16 protein-coding genes are annotated in these 26,106 nt (G+C 41.6%); 10 read left to right on the plus strand and 6 right to left on the minus strand.

Annotated features, from left to right (window positions below; genetic code table 11):
• Positions 1 to 30: 30 nt before the first annotated feature.
• From GGR21_RS01060 to GGR21_RS01090, 7 genes are all read left to right on the plus strand, one after another.
• Positions 31 to 3,078, plus strand: a complete 3,048-nt coding sequence (locus GGR21_RS01060) for a DUF5005 domain-containing protein (protein ID WP_183305286.1) — start codon at positions 31 to 33, stop codon at positions 3,076 to 3,078.
• 36 nt (positions 3,079 to 3,114) lie between these two features.
• Complete coding sequence (locus GGR21_RS01065) at positions 3,115 to 4,002, plus strand: porin family protein (RefSeq protein ID WP_183305287.1); 888 nt, start codon at positions 3,115 to 3,117, stop codon at positions 4,000 to 4,002.
• Between the two features lie 164 nt (positions 4,003 to 4,166).
• On the plus strand, positions 4,167 to 6,161 hold the full coding sequence (locus tag GGR21_RS01070; RefSeq protein WP_183305470.1) for a sialate O-acetylesterase: 1,995 nt from the start codon (positions 4,167 to 4,169) through the stop codon (positions 6,159 to 6,161).
• A 36-nt stretch (positions 6,162 to 6,197) separates the two neighbouring features.
• On the plus strand, positions 6,198 to 8,471 hold the full coding sequence (locus tag GGR21_RS01075) for a GH92 family glycosyl hydrolase (RefSeq protein ID WP_183305288.1): 2,274 nt from the start codon (positions 6,198 to 6,200) through the stop codon (positions 8,469 to 8,471).
• A 23-nt stretch (positions 8,472 to 8,494) separates the two neighbouring features.
• Positions 8,495 to 10,648 carry a GH92 family glycosyl hydrolase gene (locus GGR21_RS01080; protein ID WP_183305289.1) on the plus strand — a complete coding sequence of 718 codons (2,154 nt, stop codon included), beginning with the start codon at positions 8,495 to 8,497 and terminating at the stop codon, positions 10,646 to 10,648.
• Between the two features lie 32 nt (positions 10,649 to 10,680).
• Positions 10,681 to 11,337, plus strand: coding sequence for a hypothetical protein (locus tag GGR21_RS01085; protein WP_183305290.1), 657 nt, complete (start codon positions 10,681 to 10,683; stop codon positions 11,335 to 11,337).
• 2 nt (positions 11,338 to 11,339) lie between these two features.
• Positions 11,340 to 12,488 carry a glycoside hydrolase family 130 protein gene (locus GGR21_RS01090; RefSeq protein ID WP_183305291.1) on the plus strand — a complete coding sequence of 383 codons (1,149 nt, stop codon included), beginning with the start codon at positions 11,340 to 11,342 and terminating at the stop codon, positions 12,486 to 12,488.
• Positions 12,489 to 12,538: 50 nt separating this feature from the next.
• Here the strand turns inward: GGR21_RS01090 and GGR21_RS01095 are convergent, their stop codons facing one another.
• Together GGR21_RS01095 and GGR21_RS01100 are read right to left on the minus strand one after the other, a co-directional pair.
• On the minus strand, positions 12,539 to 15,460 hold the full coding sequence (locus GGR21_RS01095; RefSeq protein WP_183305292.1) for a calcium-translocating P-type ATPase, PMCA-type: 2,922 nt from the start codon (positions 15,458 to 15,460) through the stop codon (positions 12,539 to 12,541).
• Between the two features lie 453 nt (positions 15,461 to 15,913).
• On the minus strand, positions 15,914 to 17,761 hold the full coding sequence (locus tag GGR21_RS01100; protein WP_183305293.1) for a 4-hydroxy-3-methylbut-2-en-1-yl diphosphate synthase: 1,848 nt from the start codon (positions 17,759 to 17,761) through the stop codon (positions 15,914 to 15,916).
• A 216-nt stretch (positions 17,762 to 17,977) separates the two neighbouring features.
• Here GGR21_RS01100 and GGR21_RS01105 point away from each other — a divergent pair, with 216 nt between their 5' ends.
• A complete protein-coding gene (locus tag GGR21_RS01105; protein WP_183305294.1) occupies positions 17,978 to 19,924 on the plus strand; it encodes a sialate O-acetylesterase in 1,947 nt (648 codons plus the stop codon).
• Between the two features lie 68 nt (positions 19,925 to 19,992).
• On the opposite strand, the gene GGR21_RS01110 is transcribed toward GGR21_RS01105, so the two are convergent.
• Entirely contained in the window at positions 19,993 to 20,541 is a 549-nt protein-coding gene (locus tag GGR21_RS01110; RefSeq protein WP_183305295.1) for a DUF3332 domain-containing protein, read from the minus strand.
• 82 nt (positions 20,542 to 20,623) lie between these two features.
• Positions 20,624 to 21,523: a site-specific tyrosine recombinase XerD gene (gene xerD, locus GGR21_RS01115; RefSeq protein ID WP_183305296.1), complete on the minus strand. Its 900-nt coding sequence runs from the start codon at positions 21,521 to 21,523 to the stop codon at positions 20,624 to 20,626.
• An 80-nt stretch (positions 21,524 to 21,603) separates the two neighbouring features.
• On the opposite strand from xerD, the gene GGR21_RS01120 reads away from it, so the two are divergent.
• Both GGR21_RS01120 and GGR21_RS01125 read left to right on the plus strand, forming a co-directional pair.
• Complete coding sequence (locus GGR21_RS01120) at positions 21,604 to 21,906, plus strand: FtsB family cell division protein (RefSeq protein WP_183305297.1); 303 nt, start codon at positions 21,604 to 21,606, stop codon at positions 21,904 to 21,906.
• A 9-nt stretch (positions 21,907 to 21,915) separates the two neighbouring features.
• Entirely contained in the window at positions 21,916 to 22,275 is a 360-nt protein-coding gene (locus GGR21_RS01125) for a hypothetical protein (RefSeq protein ID WP_183305298.1), read from the plus strand.
• Between the two features lie 107 nt (positions 22,276 to 22,382).
• Here the strand turns inward: GGR21_RS01125 and GGR21_RS01130 are convergent, their stop codons facing one another.
• Both GGR21_RS01130 and GGR21_RS01135 read right to left on the minus strand, forming a co-directional pair.
• The gene (locus tag GGR21_RS01130; protein WP_183305299.1) at positions 22,383 to 23,627 is read right to left on the minus strand and encodes a glycoside hydrolase family 5 protein; all 1,245 of its coding nucleotides are present in this window, start codon (positions 23,625 to 23,627) and stop codon (positions 22,383 to 22,385) included.
• 81 nt (positions 23,628 to 23,708) lie between these two features.
• Entirely contained in the window at positions 23,709 to 26,099 is a 2,391-nt protein-coding gene (locus GGR21_RS01135; RefSeq protein ID WP_183305300.1) for a glycoside hydrolase family 3 N-terminal domain-containing protein, read from the minus strand.
• Positions 26,100 to 26,106: the final 7 nt, after the last annotated feature.

The following is a 26,106-nucleotide window of genomic DNA, read 5'->3' on the forward strand; positions in this document are numbered from 1 at the left end:
ACGAAGTTTAATTATTTAACCTTATTATACATGGAAAAAATTTACTTTTCTATCAGGGCTTCAAAATGGTTGCGTATTTTACCATTATCATTATTCCTGATTTCGATTGCTCTATATAGTTGTTTCAAGCTCAAGTCACTGGATCACCCTGCGACAGCAGAAACGAATAGTTACTTTGATGTGAAATTTGTTTGTGAACCCGACGTTAGCATCAAAACAGAGGGGAGAGGCTACTTTGGCGCACTTTTGCCTAAAGGATGGCGTGTACAGGATTATACTGATTATGTGGTGGCTTTTCCTGCAGGGTATAATAATATTAGCGGGCGTCTTAGCTATGACCAATATTATACTGCGCGTTTAGAGGAGAGCTTTACGGCTCCCGAAGGATATTTTTGGTGGGGAGGTCGTTCAATAGATGATCTTGAATTGATTAATTCGAGTGAAGTCAAGTGTGAAAACTTCTCATTTACATTCCGTATTTATACAGATGATAAAACAGGAGATTTTAACCTCAGGTATGTAGTCGGAACTAACGGAAACGGTGAAAATCCTGTTGGCAATGGTAAATATATTGATGAGCAACGGACAATAACTATTACACAGGGGGCGCAGTTCCCGATGAAAAAAGAATATGACTGGCAGCTTTTGGCAAATAACGGCTGGAATGAAAATGTGAAATTTTACTCAGATAAAGATTACGATGGATTCTTTACCCGCTGGTACGGTTGGAATGGTGGTGATATAGGAATATCCTCTCTATTGAATGATGGCCGCAGCATCTGGGTTTGGGGTGACTCTCACACAGGTATAGTAACGTCTGACAGAGCAAGATCAACCCAGGAAGCCCAGTTCGAGCGGAATTTCATTATTTTGCAGGATGGAGAAGACTTTAGCGCTTTTAAACTAATAAATGAAGGTACACCGGGGAATATAAAGGAAGCGGTTATACCTACCGACGATGCAGGTAATGCTTTAGATAAACATAAAGAGTGGTATTGGCCCAACGGAAGTGCGGTTTATTACCGTAATGGAGTACCCGAATTGCAAATGGTACTTAGCCGCATGGAAGCTGCGGGAGAAGGCATGTGGGGAATGAGAGGGATAGGTACCGATGTCGCTGTATTCTCTTTACCCGACCTGAAGCTGCAAAAAGTTGAAAAATATAAACACCGGACAGTATATATTGAGAAGGGTAACGATACATATAGCCTGGGATATTCAGGGCAGGTGTTCAAAGATGATGATGGCACAGTGTATGTATATAGTTCGGCAGGCGTTCCGGGTATTTGTCAGGCAAATGCGGTAGTAGCCCGTGTAAAGGATGGAGATCTTACCGGAGAATGGGAATATTACAATGCTGAAACAAAGCAGTGGTCTGCTGATCCAGAATGGCATAACGATGCTGATAAGTGGGCTAATGCCTTTATCAGAAAAGTGGAAATAGTAGAAGAGAATGGAACCCAGGTAGAAAAAATAGTATCGACAGACAAACTTATGTTTGTGTTTAAAGACGCCGGAAAATATTATGCTTTCGGGATTCCAAACTGTTTTGGCCGCGAACTATTCATCTACGACGCTGATACCCCGTATGGGCCTTTCAGGAACGAAAGGATGGTAGGAAAACTGCCCGATGAAATATCTGACGGTTATGTACCTTCTTTACCCGGAATACATCATCAGTTTTCAAAGAATGGGGAATTACTTTTCTCAATAAGTAAAAATTACGATGATAATGCAAGGGCAGAACAAGGCTTGCCACCACTCTCATGGTACGATGTCCCTGGATGTGCCGATGAGTATCGTCCTTACTTTTTCCGTATAGAGAATTGGCGTGATAAATTGAGTATTTCTAATCTCGATGCTACTGATAATAAAGGAACCCTTACTGCACAATATGAAGACGGTAGCACGAGAGCGACTGACAATGACGAGAAAACAATTTACACTGCCCCATCCGGTTCAGCATGGATTCAATATGAATCGCTTACTCCTGTCAATTTAAGACGTTATACAATTACCTCTGCTGAAGACGATCCGGATAAAGACCCTTTGCATTGGAAGCTATTGGCTTCTGATGATGGAGAAAACTGGACTGTAATTGATGAACGCTATTATGCTGAATTTAAAGAACGTTCACAAACTGTAAGCTACATTGTCCCTGTCGATGGGGAATTCACGCACTTCCGTCTCGATATACTGGCATCTAAAGGCGGTTCGGCTCTACAAATAGCTGAATGGCAGATGTTCGGTAAATTTGAATATGAGAAAGAATCTACGGCAGAGCTGGAACTGGTGGCGATGAATGATAATCCTATAGGAAGCATAGAAGACGTTATTTTTATTGATATACCTTCCATAGCTTCAAGTCCGGTTGCTATCGATTTCAAAGCTAAAGATTATGGTAATATTAAAAGCGATGACATTAAATTTATCGTTACGGAAGAAAGTCCGGGTGTAAACAGATATACAATGGAGGCCAAAGTGGAAGAATCAGGTCTGACAGTTTACAATCTGACAGTAATATCAGAAGATGAGAAAAATGAAAAAGACTATAAGCTTGTATTAAGCCGCCGGTATCCGTTCGAAGACCTTGTAAAAGTGAAATGGAATAATACCCTGATGCTTTACTTGAATAAACTGGAAAGTTATGACGTGACCGGATATCAGTGGTATAAGAACGATAGTCCGATGAGTGGAGAGACAAAGCAGACCTATTCTGCCGGATCAAAGAAAGACAATCTTCTTGACCAGAATGCTACATATCATGTTGTAATAAATACAGATGATGGAGCAATGCGGAGCGAAGCTAAACAGATAACCCTTAAAAAGATGGATGTGCAGGTTTATCCCAATCCTGTAAGATTGAATGAAGCTGTCACTGTAGAAGCGGACCTTGAAGAGGAATTACTTGCCGGGGCATTTGTGGAGGTATATAATATTTCAGGAAATAAAGTAAGCACAGCCAAAGTACAAGGGGCTTCCACGACTCTGACCATGCCTTCAGGTATTGGTACATATATGCTCAAGTTCAAGACAAACGGCGATTTTGAGAAGACACTGAAGGTAGTGGTTAAGTAGAATGAAAGGATTAAGAACAAAGAAAATATTGGAATAATGAGAAATATAATATTAAGAAGCCTGAGAGCAATTTTCATTTTGTTTGTTTCTGCTACGATGGTGTTTGCGCAAGATAGTAAACATGAATTATCTGTATCAGTTGGCGGGGGACTGTCTACCTTGTCCTACGAATCTGCAATCGGAGATAAAAGCAACAAAGCAGGAGGCAATGTCGGAATTGGCTATACCTATTTTTTTGCAAAAAATTGGGGGATAAATACAGGGCTGGAATTCTCCTTATATAGTGCAGAGATGAAAAGGGAATCATTTAATGATGTGCAAAGGTTTTTGACAGATACTTCTGATGGGGAATTATACGACTTTTATTCTTCAGTCAAAGGCTATAAAGAAAAACAGGAGGCAATGTATATCAACATTCCTTTGATGCTACAGTTTCAGCATGGGGAAAAGAATAAATGGTTTATGTCTGCCGGCGTTAAAATAGGAATCCCTGTAAGCGGAAAATATAAATCTTCAGCATCGGAGATCATCAACAAAGGTTATTTCTATGATACCGGTAATTGGGGTGAAAGCCAGGAGTTCATGGGCTTTGGTACTTATGCCAATTATAAAAATGATGAGGATATTGATTTCAATGTCGTTTGCCTGTTCAGTGCCGAATTAGGAATGAAATGGGGCTTAACCGATAAGATGTCTTTATACACGGGTGCTTACTTCGATTATGGATTGAATGATATCGTCAAAGGAGGACACGACCGGAGTTTTACTAAATTGGTTGAAACTCAGGACGGAATAAAAACATTGAATAATAGTATTTTAAATTCTTCTATAGGTTATAGCAACAATACTTTTACTCAGGAACTGACCGAAAGGGTTGTCCCAATGGCTGTAGGACTTAAATTAAGATTGTCTTTTGCTATGTAAAATAATTAATTGAATAGAACCCGGATTTGTACAGATGCAAATCCGGGTTTTCTTTTTATACGGAAAGATTAATTTTTTAAAAGGTTGTTTAGTGGTAAAACTATGGTTATCCGTCCTACCTTTAGGATGATAATCTTTTTGATCAATCCATTAATCTAATTATGATGAAGAAACTTTTTGTATTATTTATCGCTTCTTTATTTCAAATTGCAGGTATTACAGCCCAGGTAAAACTATCTCCTCTCTTTTCAGACAATATGATCTTGCAGAGAGAGACGAATGCACCTATATGGGGAAAATCTGATCCAAATAAGAATATTGAAATAACCACATCTTGGAATAATAAAAAATATACGGTTTCAGCCGATGCACAAGGTAACTGGAAAATCAGTGTAGAGACTCCTGCGGCAGGTGGCCCTTATACAATCACCATTTCAGACGGGAAGCCTGTAAAACTCAATAATGTATTGATCGGTGAAGTATGGATATGTTCCGGCCAGTCGAATATGGAAATGCAGGTGGAGGGATGGGGAAAAGTGACCAATTACCAGCAGGAGCTTGTGGAAGCGCAAAACTATCCGAATATTCGCCTGTTGCAAGTGGAAAGAGCCACAAGCCCTCAGCCACTCGAAGATATAAAAGTAGCTGGTAACGGCTGGCAGGTATGCTCTTCAAAAACCGTAGCTGATTTCTCTGCCGTAGGCTATTTCTTTGGACGTGATATACATAAGTATCAGAATGTTCCTGTCGGATTGATCAATACCTCATGGGGAGGTACTATTATTGAAACATGGACAAGCGGGGAGGCATTAGCTACAATGCCAGATTATAAAGAAGAAATAGCATCGATAAAAAAAATACCTCAATCACCGGAAGAAAGGGAAGAACTATTTTATGAGAATGTAGAATTGTGGAAAAAAGATATTGAAAAAATAGACAAAGGTTTTAATAATGGTCAGGCTGTTTGGGCATCTATTCAAAATGACGATTCCGGATGGGAGCAAATGAATATTCCCAGCATTATGCAGGAGCAAGGATTAAAAGGATTTAACGGTATAGTATGGTTCCGCAAGACAATCGATATCCCGGCTAAATGGGAAGGGAAAGAACTTACTTTGAACCTCGGGCCTATCGATGATAATGATTTTACTTATTTCAATGGGATTCAGGTCGGGCATACCGAAGGCTGGATGGCCCAGCGTTCTTATAAAATACCAAAAGAACTGGTGACGAAAGGTAAAGCGATTATCTCTGTCCGTGTGATGGATACCGGAGGAAACGGCGGCATTTTCGGCAGTCCCGAAAGTATTAATCTACAAATAGCGGATAATGACCGTTTAGCATTAGCCGGACCATGGAAATACAAAGTATCATTGAATATAAAAGAAATACCTCGTATGCCGGTCAATATGACTACCGAGCCAAATATCCCTTCTTTCCTGTTCAATGCTATGCTTAATCCGCTGATTCCATATTCTATCAAAGGAGCCATCTGGTATCAGGGCGAGGGTAATACGGGTCAGGCTTATCAATACAGGGAATTGATGCCGTTAATGATCACAGACTGGCGCAACAGGTGGGGATATGATTTCCCGTTCTATATGGTTCAATTGGCAGCTTTTACCGCACTACAGACAGAACCTGTAAATTCTACATGGGCCGAACTCCGTGAAGCACAGACACTGACTGCCCAGCATCTGAAAAATACAGGAATGGCCGTAACAATCGATATCGGCGATGCATATGATATTCACCCTAAAAATAAACTGGATGTAGGTAAACGCCTCGCTTTGCAGGCAAGGGCTAAAACTTATGGAGAAAAGATACCTCATTCAGGCCTGATGTATCATTTCTACCAGATAGAAGATAATAAGATCAGGATATTTTTTAGAAATTCCGATGGTGGATTAAAAGCCAAAGACGGCGAACAGTTGAAAGGATTTACTATTGCCGGAACAGATCATAAATTTTATTGGGCAGATGCTGTAATCGAAGGAAATACAATCGTTGTCTCATCGCCGGATGTAAAATTACCGTTAGCTGTTCGTTACGCATGGGCTGACAATCCTATATGTAATCTGTATAACGGAGCCGGACTTCCGGCATCACCTTTCCGTACGGATGACTGGCAGGGAATAACTTACGGGCAGAAAAGATAATATTCATAAAATAAATAATACGTCTTTAAATTCACCATGAAGAAAGTTTTGTCGATCGTTTTGATTTCCCTTTTATCAGCAACAGGGATTAATGCCCAGTTAAAAGATCTGGTACAATATGTAAATACCCTTCAGGGCACCGATTCCAACTTCGGGCTCAGCTATGGAAATACGTATCCTACAACTGCCATGCCTTACGGTATGCACACGTGGGCTCCCCAGACGAATAAGAACGGCGAGGGATTCAAATACATGTATGCCGACGACAAAATACGTGGTTTTCAACAGGCTCACCAGTGCAGCCCGTGGATGAGCGATTATGCCGTTTACTCATTCATGCCGATGATAGGTAAACTGGTGGTTAACGAAGACGACAGGGCTGCAAAATTCAGTCATGCGAACGAAACTGGCAAACCGCATTATTATAAAGTAACGCTCGACGACGGCATCACTGCCGAAATGGCGCCTACGACTCGTGGCGTACATTTGCGTTTTTCTTTTCCCAATAAAGGAGACGCTTATATGGTGCTCGACGGCTTGAAGGACATGAGCGAGGTGAAAATCGATCCTGTAAAAAGGCAGATTACAGGCTGGGTAAATAATCAGCGCTTTGTGAATAACTCGAGTAACTTCCGTAATTATTTTGTGGTCCAGTTCGATAAACCTTTTGAAGCTTACGGAACATGGGAAAATCAGAACAATGAGATTTTTGCAGGAGAACTTCATCGTGGAGGAAAAGGCGCAGGTGCATACCTTAAATTCAAAAAAGGTACGAAAGTACAGGCGAAAGCCGCCTCATCTTATATCAGTCCTGAACAGGCATTGCTTACCCTTAACCGCGAACTGGGCAATGATAGAACATTGGAAGTAACCAAAGCGCGCGGTGCCGAAACATGGAATAAGCTACTAAACAGGGTAATCGTAGAAGGTGGTACTGATGATCAAATCAGGACATTCTATTCTTGTCTTTTTCGTGCAAACCTATTCTCCCGTAAGTTCTACGAGCGCAACGAAAACAATGAACCGTACTATTACAGCCCTTATGACGGTAAAATCTATAATGGATATATGTATACCGACAACGGGTTCTGGGATACGTTCCGCACACAGTTCCCTTTGTCGAATATACTGCATCCTACTATGCAGGGACAATATATGAATGCATTACTTGATGCGCAAGACCAATGTGGCTGGTTACCGTCGTGGTCTCAACCGGGTGAGACCGGCGGTATGATCGGTAATCATGCGATCTCACTCCTTATAGATGCATGGGCAAAAGGCATCCGTACATTCGATCCGCAGCGCGCTTTAAAAGCCTATGCACACGAAGCTATGAATAAAGGCCCGTGGGGCGGTGCAAACGGCCGTATTTTCTGGAAAGAATATTTTCAGTTGGGCTATGTTCCTTATCCCGAATCGTCGGGTTCTACTGCGCAAACACTGGAATATGCTTATGACGACTGGTGCGGTTACGAACTGGCTCGTATGACGGGCAATCAGTTCTATATGGATGTATTCGAAAGGCAAATGTATAATTACCGTAATGTGTTCGATCCGTCGGTAGGCTTTATGAGAGGGAAAGGCATAGACGGTAAATGGCAGGAGCCGTTCGATCCTTTTGTATGGGGCGGCCCTTACTGTGAAGGCAATGCATGGCATTATACCTGGTCAGTTTTTCACGATGTACAGGGATTAATCGACCTGTTTGGTGGCCCTGATAAAATGACCACCAAAATGGACTCGGTATTTACGGTACCAAATGTTATCAAACCGGGTACTTATGGTGGTGTTATCCACGAAATGAAAGAGATGGAACTGGCCAATATGGGACAGTATGCTCAGGGTAACCAACCAATCCAGCATATGATCTATATGTATTCGTATGCAGGACAACCATGGAAAACCCAATACTGGGCGCGTCAGATAATGGATCGTTTGTATAACCATACCGAAAAAGGTTATCCGGGCGACGAAGATCAGGGAGGTATGTCTTCATGGTATATACTGAGTGCTTTAGGTATTTATGCTGTTTGCCCTGGTACCGACCAGTATGTATTAGGTAGTCCGCTATTCAAAAAAGCGACCATTACCATGGAAGACGGAAAAAAATTTGTGGTCGAAGCCAATAACAACAGCAAGGATAATGTATATGTACAATCTGTTTCTTTAAACGGCAGTCCATTAACCAAAAACTATATCACCTATAAGGATATAGTGAATGGCGGAATGATAAGATACAAAATGAGTAATCAGCCAAATAAGGACAGAGGTACAACAAAAGATGCTGCACCGTTCTCTCTTTCAAAGTAATTCCATAATATAAATATATATATATGAATAATAAGATATTAATTTATCTGTTCTTTGTTATTGTTCCTTTTGTTGTAAAAGCACAAACAGTCGAAACAGACTATGCACTAAAAGTAAATACGCTTATGGGCACCAAAGGCGTGGGCTGGGCTTCCGGTTATATGTATCCGGGTGCTACTTATCCGTTTGGTATGGTACAATTTACCCCATCCTACTTTTCAAAACAATCGGGATTTGTCATCAACCAGTTGAGTGGCGGAGGGTGCGACCATATGGGCAATTTTCCTACCTTTCCCGTGAAAGGGAAACTGGAAATGTCGCCATTCGATATAATCAGCTACCGTGTAAACCTTACAGAAGAAAAAGGTCACGCGGGTTACTACCAGACAATGGTGCAGGAAGATATTAAGGCGGAACTTACCGTAACCGAACGTACAGGTATGGCTCGTTACGAATATCCGCAGGGTCAGAATGTAGGCACGGTAATTATCGGTGCGGGAGTAGCTGCTACCAATACTGAAAATGCAACGGTTGTCATCACCGGGTCGAATACTTGTGAAGGTTATGCTGAAGGAGGTCAGTTCTGTGGATATCCTACTCCTTATAAAGTCTATTTCGTAGCCGAATTCGATGTTAAAGCTGTTGAGACAGGTACATGGAAAGAAGACCGGATAAGAGAAAAATCGACTTTTGCAGAAGGGAGGAATTCTGGTGTTTATTTTACTTTCGACGTTAGTAATAACAAGACAATCCAGTATAAAGTAGGCGTTTCCTACGTGTCGGTAGAAAACGCAAGGGAAAATCTGCGTGCCGAAAATACAGCATGGAATTTTGACGCTGTTAAAAATCAGGCGGAAGCTAAATGGAATGATTACTTAGGGCGTATAGAAGTAGAGGGAACAAATCCCGACCGTATCACGCAATTCTATACCCATCTGTACAGGGTACTGATTCATCCGAATGTGTGCAGTGATGTAAACGGAGAATATATGGGAGCCGATTTCAAGGTACACAAAACCCGTTCCAAACATTATACATCTTTCAGCAACTGGGACACTTATCGCACACAGATACAACTCTTGACGATACTAGATCCTGATATTGCTTCGGATGTGGTGATCTCCCATCAGCTTTTTGCCGAAGAAACGGGAGGTGAAGGTTTTCCACGTTGGGTAATGGCAAATATCGAAACAGGTATTATGCAAGGTGATCCTACCCCGATACTTATTGCCAATGCGTGGGCATTCGGGGCAAGGAATTATAATCCTAAACCCATATTGAAAATCATGCAGCACGGAGCAGAAATACCCGGCTCTATGTCTCAGAAAGTGGAAGTTCGTCCGGGATTAAAGCAGTACCTCGAGAAAGGATATTATAATGCTTCGGAACAACTCGAATATACGTCTGCCGATTTTGCAATAGCACGCTTTGCATTACATGCAGCCAACGACCAGTTCGTAGCCTGGCGTTACGAACATTTTTCCCGCTCGTGGAAAAATCTCTACAATCCTGAAACGGGATGGCTCCAGTCTCGTAATGCCGATGGATCGTGGAAATCGTTAGGTGATGACTTCCGTGAATCGACTTACAAGAATTATTTCTGGATGGTACCTTATGACATCGGTGGATTGATTGAGATTATAGGAGGTAAAGCGAAAGCAGAAGCCCGGCTCGATGATCTTTTCAGACGTCTCGATGCCAGTTATAATGATGATTGGTTTGCTGCGGGCAATGAACCCAGTTTTCAGATACCGTGGATATATAATTGGGTTGGCCGGCCGGATAAATGCCAGAAAATAATCAACAAGGTGCTTAATGAACAATATTCGAGTGCCATAGACGGTCTTCCGGGTAATGACGATCTGGGTACAATGGGTGCATGGTATGTATTTGCCTGTATGGGGTTATACCCCGAAATACCCGGTGTGGGCGGTTTCTCAATAAATACGCCAATCTTTAGCTCTATAAAGATTAAGATGAGGAACGGAGATTTAATGATTAAAGGAGGTTCTGAAAAGGATATCTATATCCAATCCTTGAAGGTAAATGGTAAACCCTATGAAAGCACCTGGATAGACTGGGACAATATATCGAATGGAGCTATGTTGGAATATAATACGTCTGCTAAGCCAAATTTGCAATGGGGTACTAAGGTAGATCCACCTTCGTTTCCGTAAATATGGGAATTAATCCCTAAATATGCTATATTATGAAAAGGTATTTACTTATATTATTCAGCGGTTTGCTTATTATGACAGTTGCTGGCCAGAATAACGAACAGAAAGGGTTTCTTCTTGATCACTTTGAGAGGGGGAAAATCCTTTACCTGAAAGATAACCAGGCAACTGAAAGTTATTTCAATTATGAGACTATCATAGAGAAGATGCTTTTTATAGCCCCCGATTCGACAATATATGAACTTGCCAGACCTGATATTGTCTCTCATGTAATTATTGGGAGCCGTGTATTTGAGCATATAAGCAAAGGGATGTTCTACGAACGGCTCAATGTAGATAACGGCTCTTTCTATATCAGATGGAAATCAAAAGTAATCTCCGAAAAAGAGGGGCCTTACGGTTCGTCGCGTGGAACAGCACGTATCGATAATATTACTCAAATGTCGTCGATGGGGGGAGTATATGACCTGAAAGCTGCTGAAAAGGTAAAGGTTGATCCGGCTAACATCTATTATCTTAAAGAAAAGAACAGGTTTAAGCGCTTCGACTCATTTGATGCCCTCGCCAAAAACTTTAAGAAGGACAAAGAGGAGATTAAAACATACATAAAAGAGAATAACCTGTCTTTTAAGAAAGCAGATGATGTGAAAAAGGCAGTTGAATATTGCTATCAATTAATAAGTAAATGATAATGAAGAAAAGTATCATTAAGGCAAGCCTGATTCTAATGGCTGTAGTATTAGTATCTTGTAATGAAAAGAAACAGGTAGAAAAGGTTCCGGATTTTCCCGATTGGGCTTGGGCCGGTTTCCAACGTCCGGATGGGATCAATCCAATAATCTCACCTGATACCACAACCCGGTTCTATTGCCCGGTAACTAAAGATTCGCTGGCGTGGGAATCGAACGATACCTTCAATCCGGCAGCTACTATCAATGACGGAAAAGTTGTTGTGCTTTACCGGGCTGAGGATAAATCGGGAGAAGGGATAGGTGGACGTACATCCCGGTTGGGTTATGCGTGGTCGGAAGACGGGTCGAACTTTCAACGGAAATCCACTCCGGTGTTTTACCCTGATAATGACAGCCAGAAAGAACTGGAATGGCCGGGAGGATGTGAAGACCCGCGCGTTGCTATGACTGAAGATGGCCTGTATGTAATGTTATATACCCAATGGAACAGGAAGCAAGCGCGTCTGGCCGTAGCTACTACCCGTGATTTGCAGAAATGGGAAAAACACGGCCCGGCTTTTGCAAAGGCCTACGACGGACGTTTCAAAGATGATTTCTCCAAATCGGCATCTGTCATCACCCAGCTGGTAGACGGAAAACAGGTAATAGCCAAGATTGATGGTAAATACTGGATGTATTGGGGAGAGAAGTTCGTGAATGTAGCGACTTCCGAAGATCTTGTCAACTGGACTCCGATATTGGATGAAAACGGAGAATTTATTAAGCCTGTCATACCTCGTCCGGGTAAATTCGACAGCTCATTGACTGAGTGCGGGCCTCCTGCAGTAATAACTGATAAGGGTATTCTTCTTCTTTATAACGGTAAAAATGCTGTAGGAGTTGAGGGCGATACATTATATACGGCAAATTCATATTGTGCAGGACAAGCCTTGTTCGATCTGAAAGACCCTACCAAGCTGATCGCCCAACTGGATAAGCCTTTCTATGTGCCGGAAGCAGACTTTGAAAAAAGTGGGCAATACCCTGCCGGAACAGTATTTATAGAAGGACTGGTTTATCATAACCAGAAATGGTTCTTGTATTACGGCTGCGCCGATTCGCGTGTGGCTGTAGCTGTTTATGACCCGAACAAGAAAGACGCTAAATAATAAACTGAACAAACAAGGGCTTCTCCAAATAGAAGCCCTTGTTTATTAGATTATTTCTTTCTTATCAATCTTGTTATCTCTCCGATCCACAGGACAACGGACGTACCTCCGATTATTATCCCCCAATCTCTTATTTCAAGAGGCATAGTGCGGAATACATCACCTCCGAAGGTTACAATAAGTATTTGCCCTATCAGTATAATCAGGGCAACCATTTCAAAACCTGCGCTTTTGTTCATTCCTGCGAATGCTGATTTGCCTGTTGCGTAGGCTTTTGCATTGAACATATTCCAGAACTGCAACAATACAAATACAGTAAAGAAATAGGATAAGAAGTACCTTTCCCTGTCTCCTTCTGCAACATAGCTGAAAAATGAGTTCAGATGCTCTGGGTTGGCGAAATAGTACATCATTCCCAGCAGCAGGATAACAAACAGGATGCCGGTAATGAGTATATGTCTCGCTATAGACGGAGTAATAATAAAGTCCGAATTCTTTCTTGGCTTACTGTTCATCACATTTGGATCGGGTGGTAGGGATGCCAGCGCGCCTGCTGCGAATGTATCCATTATCAGGTTTACCCAAAGCATTTGTGTGACTGTCAGTGGCAATTCCTGTCCGAATATGGATCCTAAGAATACAATTAGCAGGGCAGCTACATTTATCGTTATCTGGAAAAGGATGAAACGCTGGATGTTTTTGTATAACGAGCGTCCCCACATAACGGCGGTGGCGATGCTGCTGAACGAGTCGTCGAGCAATGTGATATCACTGGCTTCTTTTGCGACCGAAGTACCCGATCCCATAGACAGGCCTACATCTGCATAATTCAGGGCAGGAGCATCATTTGTCCCGTCTCCTGTAACAGCAACAATTTCGCCCCTTTTCTTCAGCAGATGTACCAGTCGCTGCTTATCGGTAGGGCGTGCTCGGCACATGATCTTCAGGTCTTTAACCCTGTTGTAGGCCTCTTCATCAGAGAGAGCTTCAAAATCGGTTCCTGCTATAATGTTCCTGTCCGTATCTACTTTATCTTTCCATATACCTATCTGGCGGCCGATCTCTTTGGCTGTCCCGTAGGTGTCGCCGGTGACGATTTTTACGCCTATTCCTGCGTTCAGGCATTGCTGTACTGCGTCGGGAACGTCTGTGCGTACAGGATCGGAAATGCCTGCAATCCCCAAGAATATAAGGTCATTAGCAGCTAATTTATCCACAGGGGTATTTATGTCTGTGTCGTCTATGTATTTATAGGCGAATCCTAACGTGCGCATCGCCTGATCCTGATATTCCAATAGTTGTTTGTCTATAACTTGTTTGTAACCTTCCGTAGGGATAAGACCTTCTGATGTACTTACAGATTTACTTTTTGATAAAACCACTTCCGGAGCCCCTTTCACATATAGGATCTTCCCTCTCAGTTTAGGCGAATTTACCAGTGTTGCCATAAATTTTCGTTCGGTAGAAAATGGCAACTGGTCTATAACCTGCTCTTTGTTACGGATATTGCTATATAGTATTCTGCTTTTATTGAGCCATAATAATAGAGCACCCTCTGTAGGATTTCCTAAAGACGCTGTTTTGCCCGGATTGGAAAAATCGAGATAAGCTGTGGAGTTCACTGATATATTACCTATAACCAGACGGCTGATCTCACTGTCTGTCAAACGCTGTTCCGGTACTCCGTAAAAATTGGTGCTGGCTACCTGCATTTGATTCTGAGTAAGAGTCCCGGTCTTATCGGTACAAATAACAGTAGTGGCACCCATGGTTTCCACAGCGTGCATTTTACGCACAAGGTTATTCATTTTCAGCATGCGGCGCATACTCAGTGCCAGACTGAGTGTAACGCTCATCGGCAAGCCTTCAGGCACAGCTACCACAACCAGTGTGACAGCTACCATAAATGCCTGCAGGATTTCGGTCGCAATGTGCAGGTTTACCCACGAATCGCTGTCTAATGGATCGACGCCGAACAGGTAGCCGCTGGCTGCTATGATGACAGTAATTAATGCCCCTGTCAGTAACCATCTAAGCCAACTTCCTTCGGCGACGGCTTTGGGTAATTTTACCTTTTTTCCGGTCAGTTCTATTCCATCGTAAATAATGGGCAACCATACCTTTGTCATGGCAACGATAACCCCTAAGATAGCAGCTCCCAGCAATGCAAGCTGATCTAAGGAAACAGAAACGGCAGGATTGAAAAATATGTCTTTTGCTACAAGTACCGAAAATGTAAGCACTGCGAGAACAAGGCCTACAAATCCAATGAATTTGGCAAGGGAATCCAGTTGGCGGTTAAGGGGTGTTTGCCCTTCGACTTTCTCTGTCGCTTTTTCGGCTACCTTCCCGAATTCTGTGGCATCACCTACTTTGCTTACTTCAAAAACACCGTGCCCGTTGATTACTTTCGTTCCCCGGTACACCCAGTTGGAAGGGTAGGTGACGCCCTCTTCGAAATGTTCGGGATCGGTTGTCTTGTCTATGCTGAGTTCTCCTGTCAGGCTCGATTCGTCTACCTGCATCGAGACAGCGTCAAGCAGTTCTCCATCAGCGGGAACCTCGTTTCCTATCTCAAGTAAGACAATGTCTCCGACTACAATATTCTTTTTAGCGACCTGCGTTACTATGCCGTTACGAATGACCATCAGCATCTCTTCGTCGTTTACCTGATTGAGGACGTCAAACTTCTTGTTGGCATCCATCTCGAACCAGAAAGCAACACCCGTGGCCAGAAATATGGCACAGAATATGCCGATAGTCTCTATATACTCGTTGTGTATGACAGATATTCCCAGCGATAAAAATGCCGCGATGAGCAGGATACGTATAATAGGATCTTCAAACTTCTTGAGGAAGAGTTTCCATAGAGGCTCTTTCTTGGGCGGAGTAAGTATATTTGCTCCGTGTTTTTGCCGGCTCTCTTTTACCTGGCTGTCTGTAAGTCCTGTATAATTTTTATTTCCTTCCATTTATTATGTATAAAACATTTATTTAAATCTTAACAAACAATATATTGATGTTGTTGCAAAAGGCATCAAAGATATTGTTATTCAACTGCAAATATAACCTTTACTTGTTAAATTTTTGTTACGAAACGGTTTATTGCAGGTTAGAAAATATGTATCTGTAAATATAAAAAGTTGACAAAGTTGACGCATATTTTAGTTTTTGATTATCCTTTTGTTATTGACTACACTTCGTCCCGTCGAATTCGAAGAATCGGCGGAGCCAACAGTTGTTTCTGGGGAACGAGGGTTTTCTCTTTTTTAGATGCTTGGCTTCGCTCTAGCATGACAAGTTGTAGAATCTTACAAATTTTACGCCTCCCATTCATAACTTATGACTATTTTATATATATTGATAAAGTTTTCAATTTTTAATCAAAAATAAAAGAGCAGATTTTTACTTCTGCCCTTTCTGTTTTATTCTTCAGGTTCTTTCCAGTCCCCGTTTTCTTTTATGAGTTGTACCAACCGTTTTACCGCTTCTTCGGACGGGATGTTCTTTTCTATCAGGTTCTTTTTCTTATACAACGAGATTTTACCTTTTTCGGCACCTACATACCCATAATCTGCGTCAGCCATTTCTCCCGGACCGTTTACGATGCAGCCCATTACACCGATCTTTAAGTGTTTAAGATGCGATGTAGCGCCTTTTACTAAGGCAACAGTGGTTTGCAGGTCGAATAATGTACGACCGCAACTAGGGCAGGATATATACTCGGTTTTACTGGTGCGCACGCGCGATGCCTGCAAAATACCGAACATATAGGCATCCACGTTTTTTAATGGAATATTACCTTTATTTTCCAGCATAATGCCATTGCCGAATCCGTCGAGGTAGAGTGTTCCCAGGTCGGCAGCAGCTTTTATTTGTAAGTCTTCTGCTTCGTTTTCATTATATATACGGTTGAAGATGGCAGGCGTATCGCAATCGTTATTCATCAACGTGTGGATAAAGGCGCGTTGCTCACCCACTCCGTTGATATGGTTTGTTGTAAGGATTATAACAATCGACTTGTCGGATTTCAATAATGTTATGATCTCTTGTGAAAGTTCAGGATATGACAGACGCAGGAATTTTATAGCAGATGTGGTTTCGGCTATCTTTTTCCAATTAGATGCATCGAATAGAGGATAGGTATTCTTCTCGTCTTTCCAGCCTGCGATGTCTATGATAGATGGAATGGCACGGGGTGCCTGCAATGGTAATTCCTTACCCACATATAGGTAATCGGGTAGAAAATGGCTGTTCAGTTCGAAATTGCCTTGCGAACGGTCGGATATAACCACAGGTACATTGTCTCCTCCTATACTACCAACAACATAAGTCTCTCGCCTGTCTGTAGAAAAAGGTGAAAATTTATCGCTTGCAGTAGCTATAATCTCAGGGTGGTTTTCTCTTGCAATAATGTAATTAACGAGTTTTTTTGCAACAGGTATCTCATATTCAGGGTCTTCGCTCAGCGATACACGTATTGTATCCCCGATTCCGTCAGCCAGAAGTGAACCTATCCCTACGGCCGATTTTATACGTCCATCCTCTCCGTCACCCGCTTCTGTCACGCCCAGATGCAGCGGAAAGGCCAGCCCTTCCTTTTCCATGCGGGCAATCAGCAGGCGTACAGCCTTAGCCATTACGACAGTATTGGATGTTTTCATGGATATAGCGATATCTTTGAATCCTTCGTCGATACAAATATGCAGAAATTCCATGCACGATTCTACCATTCCTTCGGGTGTATCGCCATAGCGGCTCATAATGCGGTCGGACAGCGAACCATGATTTACCCCTATACGGATAGCAGTTTTATGCTCTTTACATATATTCAGTAATGGGATAAGTTTTGCTTTGATCTTCTCTATTTCCTGAGCGTACTCTTCATCCGTATATTCGAATGTTTCAAAGGATTTCACCCTGTCCACGAAATTACCAGGATTGATACGTACTTTCTCCACAATTTTAGCAGCTGCTTCGGCTGCACGCGGATTGAAGTGTATATCTGCAATTAAAGGAGTCGCATAGCCCTGTGATCTTACAGCATCTTTTATGTTTTTCAGATTATCCGCTTCACGCACACCCTGGGCAGTCAGGCGTACATAATCGGCTCCGGCTTTTACTATTCTGATAACCTGTTCGGCGCTGGCTTCTGTGTCGTTTGTGTTTGTATTTGTCATCGACTGGATACGAATAGGATTGCTGCCACCCAGAGGGGTATTCCCTATTCTTGTCTCGGAAGACAACCGTCTTTTATAATTGAAGTAACTCATCTGCGGTTTTTTAGTTGTAATTCGAAATATTATAACAAAGATAGAGTTTTTTTGTTTCGCATTATGCAGCCTGTTTAGACTATCAGTTATAAATCCTTTCTAACAAGGTTAATTGCTTTTGGTACAGTCTCTATAGTAAATATTCGTATAAAATATAAACAAGCTCTAAAGTTCCGGATTTTAATATTTACTTTGTAATACAAAAAATTTATTACTATGAGTAAAATTCTAAAAATTGTATTTGCGATATGTTTCGTAAGTCTGATCACTTATGATCTGCACGCTGAAGTGAAATTGCCATCCATATTCTCGGATAATATGGTAATACAGCAAAATAAGCCTATAAATATCTGGGGTTGGGCTGATAAGAATGAATCAGTCGAGGTTCGTTTTATGAATCAGACGAAGAAAGTGAAAGCCGATAAATTGGGGAAATGGTCGCTTATTCTCGATGCCGTGTCATACGGAGGACCTTATATATTAGAGGTAAAAGGTAAAAGTAATAAAATCGTTTTAAATAATATCCTGGTAGGGGAAGTCTGGCTATGTTCGGGTCAGTCGAATATGGAATGGACTGTAGACAGGGTAAATAACACAGAGCGTGAAATAGAAAATGCCAATTGCCCGCAAATAAGATCTTTCAATGTAGTGAAAGCCGTCAGTATGAAGCCAGAAGAAGAACTGAAAGGAGAGTGGCAGGAATGTACGCCTTCCACGGTTCCTTATTTTTCGGCTGTTGCCTACTTTTTTGCGCGTAAGTTAAATCAGGAGATGAACATTCCGATAGGAATCATCAACTCTTCGTGGGGCGGAACAGATATAGAAACATGGATTAGTAAGGAGCCGTTCGGAAAATTGGACGATAAGTTTAAACGCAGATATGAAGCTTTTGAGATAACAGACTTCGATAAGTTTATCAAAGAAAACGATATAAATAAGAAAGCATATCTGAATGCTATGAATAATGATCCGGGTATCGCTCAGGAATGGTATAATCCTGTCTATGATGCTTCCTCATGGAAGAAAATGCAGTTACCCCAGCTATGGGAAAACGTGTTGGGACAGGTAGACGGTATTATATGGTTCAAGTATAATATTTCCTTGCCTGAAGAAGTAAATGATGATTCTGCCCTGATACGCTTTGGTACCATAGACGATGATGATGCGGTATGGATAAACGGGGAGAAGATCGGGGAGACAAGAGGATATAACAAAGACAGGGCATACAACATACCGAAAGGATTCCTGAAAGAAGGAATAAATACGATCACGGTAAAAATAAGCGATTATTCCGGAGGCGGAGGAATTTATGGGTCAGCTGACAATCTCTATCTCGAAGCCGGAGGGAAAAAATATCCTTTAGCCGGAGAATGGCTGTACAAAGAGGCTGTAACAAACAAACTGTTCAATTATGTTGGATTCTCACCCAACTCGCTGCCATCGTTACTCTATAATGCCATGATAAATCCGATTACGGGATTCGGGATAAAAGGCGCAATCTGGTATCAGGGAGAAAATAATGCAGGACAGGCATATAATTATCGCACATTATTTCCTGTAATGATCAATGACTGGCGGGCTAAGTGGGGGTATGAATTTCCGTTCTATTGGGTACAGCTGGCTAATTTTATGGCCAAAGACAATGTTCCGAAGGATAGCGAATGGGCCGAACTCCGCGAAGCGCAAACAATGACATTGTCACTTCCTCAGACAGGACAGTCGGTGATTACGGATATAGGAGACGCAAATGATATCCATCCGCGCAATAAACAGGATGTGGGATTGCGCTTGGCTCTTAATGCTTTACACAAAGATTATGGCAGAAAAGACCTTGCATACACCGGCCCTGTATTCGAAACGATGAATATAGACGGAGATAAAGCTATTATCGAATTCGGCAATGCAGACAATGGATTTGTTGTAAAAAATAAATACGGATATATAGAAGGTTTTACTATTGCCGGAGCAGACAAGAAGTTTGTATGGGCTAAAGCTTATATCGATGGCAATAAAGTTGTCGTATATTCCGATCAGGTAAAAAATCCAGTGGCTGTCCGTTATTCATGGGCTAATAACCCGGATGTAAACCTGTTCAATAAGGAAGGGTTACCTGCAGTGCCATTCAGGACTGATAACTGGAAAGGCATTACACAGCATGACTAGATAAGAATAGGGAATAAAAAAGCCGCTTCTTAAAAAAGAGCGGCTTTTCTGTATAATAAAGGATTTCTTTATTTAGCGGCAAGATATACAGCATTTTCAACTGATTGGCGGAATACCAAAACTCCGTTGTTAGAAAGCTCAACGTTTCTTTCTTCCCCGTTCGGAAGGTAAACTATGGCACTCTTGTTATCTTCGTCTATAGAGATAAGTTTAGTTGTCTTTTCATTAGCAACCAGGCTCCATGTATTTGTTTCCTTGTCATAGATAAACTGGCTTTCCTGTCCGTTTTCATCTTGGATATTGTAACCGTTTTCTAAAGTTTCAACGGTGTAAACACCATGTTCTCCCTGAACCTTTTTCACAATACCTGCTTCTACAGGATTATTTCCCGACCAGAACTCGATAGAGTTGATAACAAGGATATCAGCCAACAGAGATACTTCATATACCGGAACTATCCAGAAAGCGAAGAATACCAACTCATTAACAAATTTGTTGTCAATGGTCTGATTCCATGCCAGAAGCTTCTTAGATAAACTGAAAGAACCGATACAGGAGCTTAGTAACAATGTGCTGGCTAGAGTAATAGCGGTTAGTTTAAAAAGTCTTTTCTTCATAACATTGTGAGTTTGTGAATTAAAAAATATAAAATAAGATTACGCAAAGATATAATTAAATTTATTAAAAAAACGGAACGTTTTACCTTTTATTGCGGGGATGGTGTTCAATGATCTCCTGCCGCAGATATTCCCTGTCCATGTGTGTGTAGATCTCGGTTGTGGTTATTTTTTCATGCCCCAGCATCAATTGTATCGCTCTTATATTTGCCCCGCCTTCGAGCAGATGGGTTGCAAAAGAATGGCGGAAAGTATGCGGGCTGATTGTCTTTTTTATTCCGGCCATTTCGGCATATTGTTTAATGAAATGGAATATCATGATGCGGGATATGGCTGTGCCTCTGTTACTTAAAAAAAGAGCATCCTCGAAACCTTTTTTTACCTCTGCTTGTTTACGGTAACAGAGGTATTTTTCTATTTCGTTGATCGCCGTGTGGGATATGGGAACAAGCCTTTGCTTACTTCCTTTTCCTTCGACTTTGATAAAGCCTTCATCAAAAAACAGGTCTGAAAATTTAAGTTTAGTAAGTTCAGATATACGTAATCCGCAGCTATATAGAGTTTCCAGAATAGCCCGGTTACGCTGACCTTCCTTTGTGGATAAATCTATGACCGACATAAGATTTTCTATTTCTTCCAACGAAAGAACGGTCGGTAGCTTTAATCCAATTTTTGGAGTATCCAGTAATTCTGTCGGATCGGTCTCCATATAGCCATCCAGCACCATAAAGTTATAAAAAGACCTTATCCCCGAAATGATACGAGCTACCGACCGTGCATTTATTCCTATATCGTAGAGTTGTGCGATGAATTGCTGTAGGTCGTCAAGTGTAACATTTTCTGCCTTTATATCTTCGTTTTCGAGGAAGCCCGTCAATTTTCCTAAATCTGTCATGTAGGCTTCTATAGAATTTGCAGACAAAGACCGTTCGAGTAACAGATAATTTCTGTATTTTTTTATTATAGAATCTTTTGTTGTCATCGACATGCAAAATATAAACGCAAATATATATCTTTGCAAAGATAGTTCCGGCAAAAATCCTGATTAATTTCCTTTCGGCTATGAACATTTTGAAATCGATATTCAGATATCTTACTACCAGATATACGAAAATACAGTTGTTGATAATACTGGTTATCATAGTGTTTGCTTTCTTTATCACCGAAAGTAATATTTTTGCCCGTTTAGGTTATGATAGTAAGATCAGGGAACTGAACGGACAAATCGAATATTATCACAATCAGACCGAGCAGGACAAACAGAAACTGGAAGAACTGGAATCGGAAAAAGACCAGATCGAAAAGTTTGCCCGTGAAAACTATCTGATGAAAAAAGATAATGAAGACGTCTTCATTGTAGAATAACTATAGTTGATGAAATTAAGCCCTAAACTTAAAAATACATTTTTTCAGGTATCGGCAATCCTTATTCTGGTTGCTGCTGTTGTATACTCTTTCTATCCGGTTGTTGCCAAATATATGCTGGCAGTTGGCGCGGCAGGCTTTGCCGCCATTACCTTTACCTCACCCTACCCAGGGAAAAGTATCCGGGGGAAACGTCTTTTCAATATTCAGATATTCGCTGTAATACTGATGGCTGTGTCTGCTTTCCTTATGTTTAAGGATATGGGAGGCTGGGTAGTGACATTGCTTATTGCCGCTATTCTTACTTTATATAGTTCTATTACATTGCCTAAGGTTTATAAAAAAGAGCAGGAGGGGGAAGATTTGTAATTATACGAAACGAAAGGAATTATCTGTGGAGGAGATAATCCCTTTCATAACCACTGTTTACAATGCGCCTTATTTTAAGGCAGAGAGACGTTTACTCTGTCTGCATACTACGGTTTCATTCCCAGAGCTGAAATGTATCCCTCATTTTTTATACAATTATTAAATTTCATATTTTCCAGCAAATCTGTCATTGCTTTTCTTACTGCGGCCTGATCAGGGCGTGCTTCACGTATTTTGGCGAATGTACCTCTGTCTTTCTTTGTATATTCCACAATCAGGTCCCAATTGTCGGGTGTCGGAATAGTTACCATACAACTCTTAGGAACCATTTTCTTATAAGGCCAATAATGCCAGCCAATATTATTCCGTTCCATCAGCCGTGTCCATCCGGCGATCCACTGATCGGTATTTTCTCCTGTCTCACCCATATACATAGGTAGATTGACACTATCGCGGAAGGCGACGAAGTCCTGTATATCAGCCTGTAATGTGTCGCACCAGTAACGATGGCAGGTGTACATCAGGTTATCATCGAATTTAGAATCTTTAAAAATACTGAAGTTGCTGTTCCATTGCGCACCGCCAAGTAATACGATATGGTTCTTATCTACTGTACGGATTGCCTCGACGCATCTTTTATACACAGACTCCAGTGAATCGTTCAGATGCGGATAATCTTTCACAAAATAATGGGCGACCGGTTCGTTTAGAAGATCGTATCCGAGTATGATCGTATCATTCGCATAATGTCCGGCTATATTTTTCCATATATCACACAGTTGTTGTTTACAGCTTTCGCTTTCTATCAACCACGGATAGCCATAACTATCGTCGATGTTATCTCCTGTTTGTCCACCCGGCGCGTCGTGCATATCCAGTATCACATATAAACCTTGCTGGCGGCACCATTCCACGACCTGATCAATGAGTTCAAAACCATTGTGAGAACTGTCGAGATTCATATAGTCTTCATTTGTAAACAACTTGTAATGGAAAGGAATACGGATAGAATTCATCCCTGTCTGTTTGATGTACTTTATGTCGTCCTCTGTGATATAGTTCTTCTTAAATTCTTTCCAGAATTCTCTGGTGAAATCAGGCCCTAGCAATTCGCAGAAAGCCTCATTTATTTGTCTATAAGAAGCGGCTTCTGCCTCGAACAGAAACATATATCCTTCAGGATTAAGCCAGTTACCCAGGTTTATTCCCTGAATGAAGAATTTTTCACCATTTGGCTTTATCAGATTCGGGCCATCTACCCGTAAGAAACGGGCTGCCGTTCCTCCTTTCTTTTTTGTCTGACAACTTAAAAGTATAATAGATAAGAAAAGGAAAATTGTTGTTTTTTTCATGATATATTTTTAACGAATAAAAAAAGGCACAGGTATTATGAAAATGTGTGTTTAATCATCCTGTGCCTTCTACTTTTCACCTTATTCCGTTATGGAAAAAGAACCTTTTAATATGGCGTTGCTGTCCCCGCCAACCCAAATATTGAAATCGCCTGCTTCGGCTTTCTTTATAAGATCACGGCCATAGAAAGCCAGATCATCGGTAGTTAACTGAAACTCTATAGTTTTACTTTCCCCGGCCTTCAGAAATACACGTTGAAATCCTTTCAGCTCTTTTACCGGACGTACTACCGAACCTACTTTATCCTGTATGTAGAGTTGTGCAACTTCGGTGCCATCTACATTACTTATATTCTTCAAAGTTGTTCTTACTGTCATGCTACCTTCCATCGGGATAGAGTTTGACGACAGATTAAGGCCTGAATATTCGAATTTGCTGTATGACAATCCATAACCGAAAGGAAATAACGGATCTTTGCCTGAGTCGAGATAAAAAGAAGTATTCCCGAGAGAAGTCTGTCCGGCTTCCAGTTCTATCTCATCCAGAGTCATTACTTTTTCAGGAGCGGGACGACCTGTACTATTGTGATTGTAATACATCGGAATTTGTCCGATTTCCCTTACGAATGTCGCAGGCAGTTTTCCACTGGGATTTGCCTTGCCGAAAATAAGGTCTAAAATTGCCGGGCCACCCATTGTTCCCGGGTGAAAATTGAATAATACGGCATCGGCGTAAGGCAGGTCGCGTTCAATTGTTAAAGGACGACCTGCCATGATAACCAAAACAACTGGTTTACCTACGCTTTTTACAGCTTTAAGTAAGTCTGATTGTGCTCCAATCAGATTTATGTTTGACAAAGAATGCGCTTCGCCCGAAAGTATAGCTTCTTCGCCTAGGAACACTACGGCTACGTCGGCAGAAGTTACGGCTTGTTTTGCTTTTTCAAAATTAGAAGTGTTTTTATCTCTTGAATAACCCAATGCCGGCTCGTACACATAATTGATATGTTTATAATCTCCTTTCAATGCTCCGATTGGTGTCACGGTATAATTCTTGTCCCCGTCGAATACCCATGTCCCCATCTGATCGTGAGGCGCATCGGCCATAGGGCCTATGATTGCGATTTTTTTACTTTCGGCTAAGGGTAATGTGTTATTATCGTTCTTTAATAAAATGGCAGATTCCACGGCTGCTTGTCTTGCTGCTTTCAAGTGATCTTCTGCATACAATACGGATGATTTTTTTGTGTCTACATACGGATTTTCAAACAGTCCCATTCTGAATTTTATGCGAAGAATATTACGCACAGCATTATTTATGGTTTCCATCGACACTTTGCCTTCTTTTATCAGTTCAGGCAGATATTTGACATAAGAACCTGTTACCATTTCCATATCGAGACCTGCGTTAGTCGATATCTCGGCTGCTTGTTTGTCATTTTTCGCAAAGCCATGAGGTATCATTTCTCCTATCGAGTTCCAATCGGAGACAACAAATCCGTCGAATTTCCATTCGTCTCTCAATATATTTTTTAATATATAGCTGTTGCCTGATGCGGGTATGCCGTCATTATCATTGAATGAGGTCATCAGAGTCGCCGCTCCTGCTTTGACCGCCTCATGAAATGGAGGAAGATATACATTCCGCATTTGGATAGGGGGAATATAAGTGCTGTTATAATCACGTCCACCTTCGGCAGCACCATAGCCTATAAAGTGTTTTACACAAGCTGCGATTGATCCCGGATCTGCCAGATTTCCGTTGCCCTGGAATCCTTTCACCATGGCAGCACCTAATTGTCCCCCCAGATAGGGGTCTTCACCCAAACTTTCGGCTATACGTCCCCAGCGTGCATCGCGAGAAATATCGAGCATCGGGGCAAAAGTCCATGTAACGCCTGTCGAACGGGCTTCTACAGCCGCAATACGGGCGCCGTTTTCCACGAGTTGGGGATTGAATGATGCTGCTTGCCCTAACGGAATAGGGAAAATTGTTTTAAATCCGTGGACAACATCCCGTCCGATGATCAATGGGATTCCCAGACGGCTGTTTTCCAAAGCGGCTTTTTGCATCTTGTTTACCATTTCGGGGTCGGAAATATTCAGTAATGAACCTATTTTCCCTTCTTTGATAGGCTGGGTAAAGTTCTTATCGAGCATTTTTTCAGCTTCCTGCCTGATAAGTTTTATTTTTTCATTTTTAGTCATTTCGGAGGGCTTCTTCTGTCCCTGGCCACCTGCAATACCCATCCGGACAAGGAATGTATCCATGTCGTCGTCGCTGTATTGGGCAATAGCCTTGTCATCTACGGCAAAGAAACTCAACTGGTTCATCTGCCCTATTTTTTCGTCCAGTGTCATTTTGGATAGCAGATCCTCGACACGTTTCTCCACATCGTTTTGTGCGTAACCTGCCGAGAAAACACCCGATAGAACTAATGCGCCTAATAGACCTAATTTTCTGATTTTCATAACTCTT

This window comes from Dysgonomonas hofstadii, assembly GCF_014196915.1.
Lineage (GTDB): Bacteria > Bacteroidota > Bacteroidia > Bacteroidales > Dysgonomonadaceae > Dysgonomonas > Dysgonomonas hofstadii.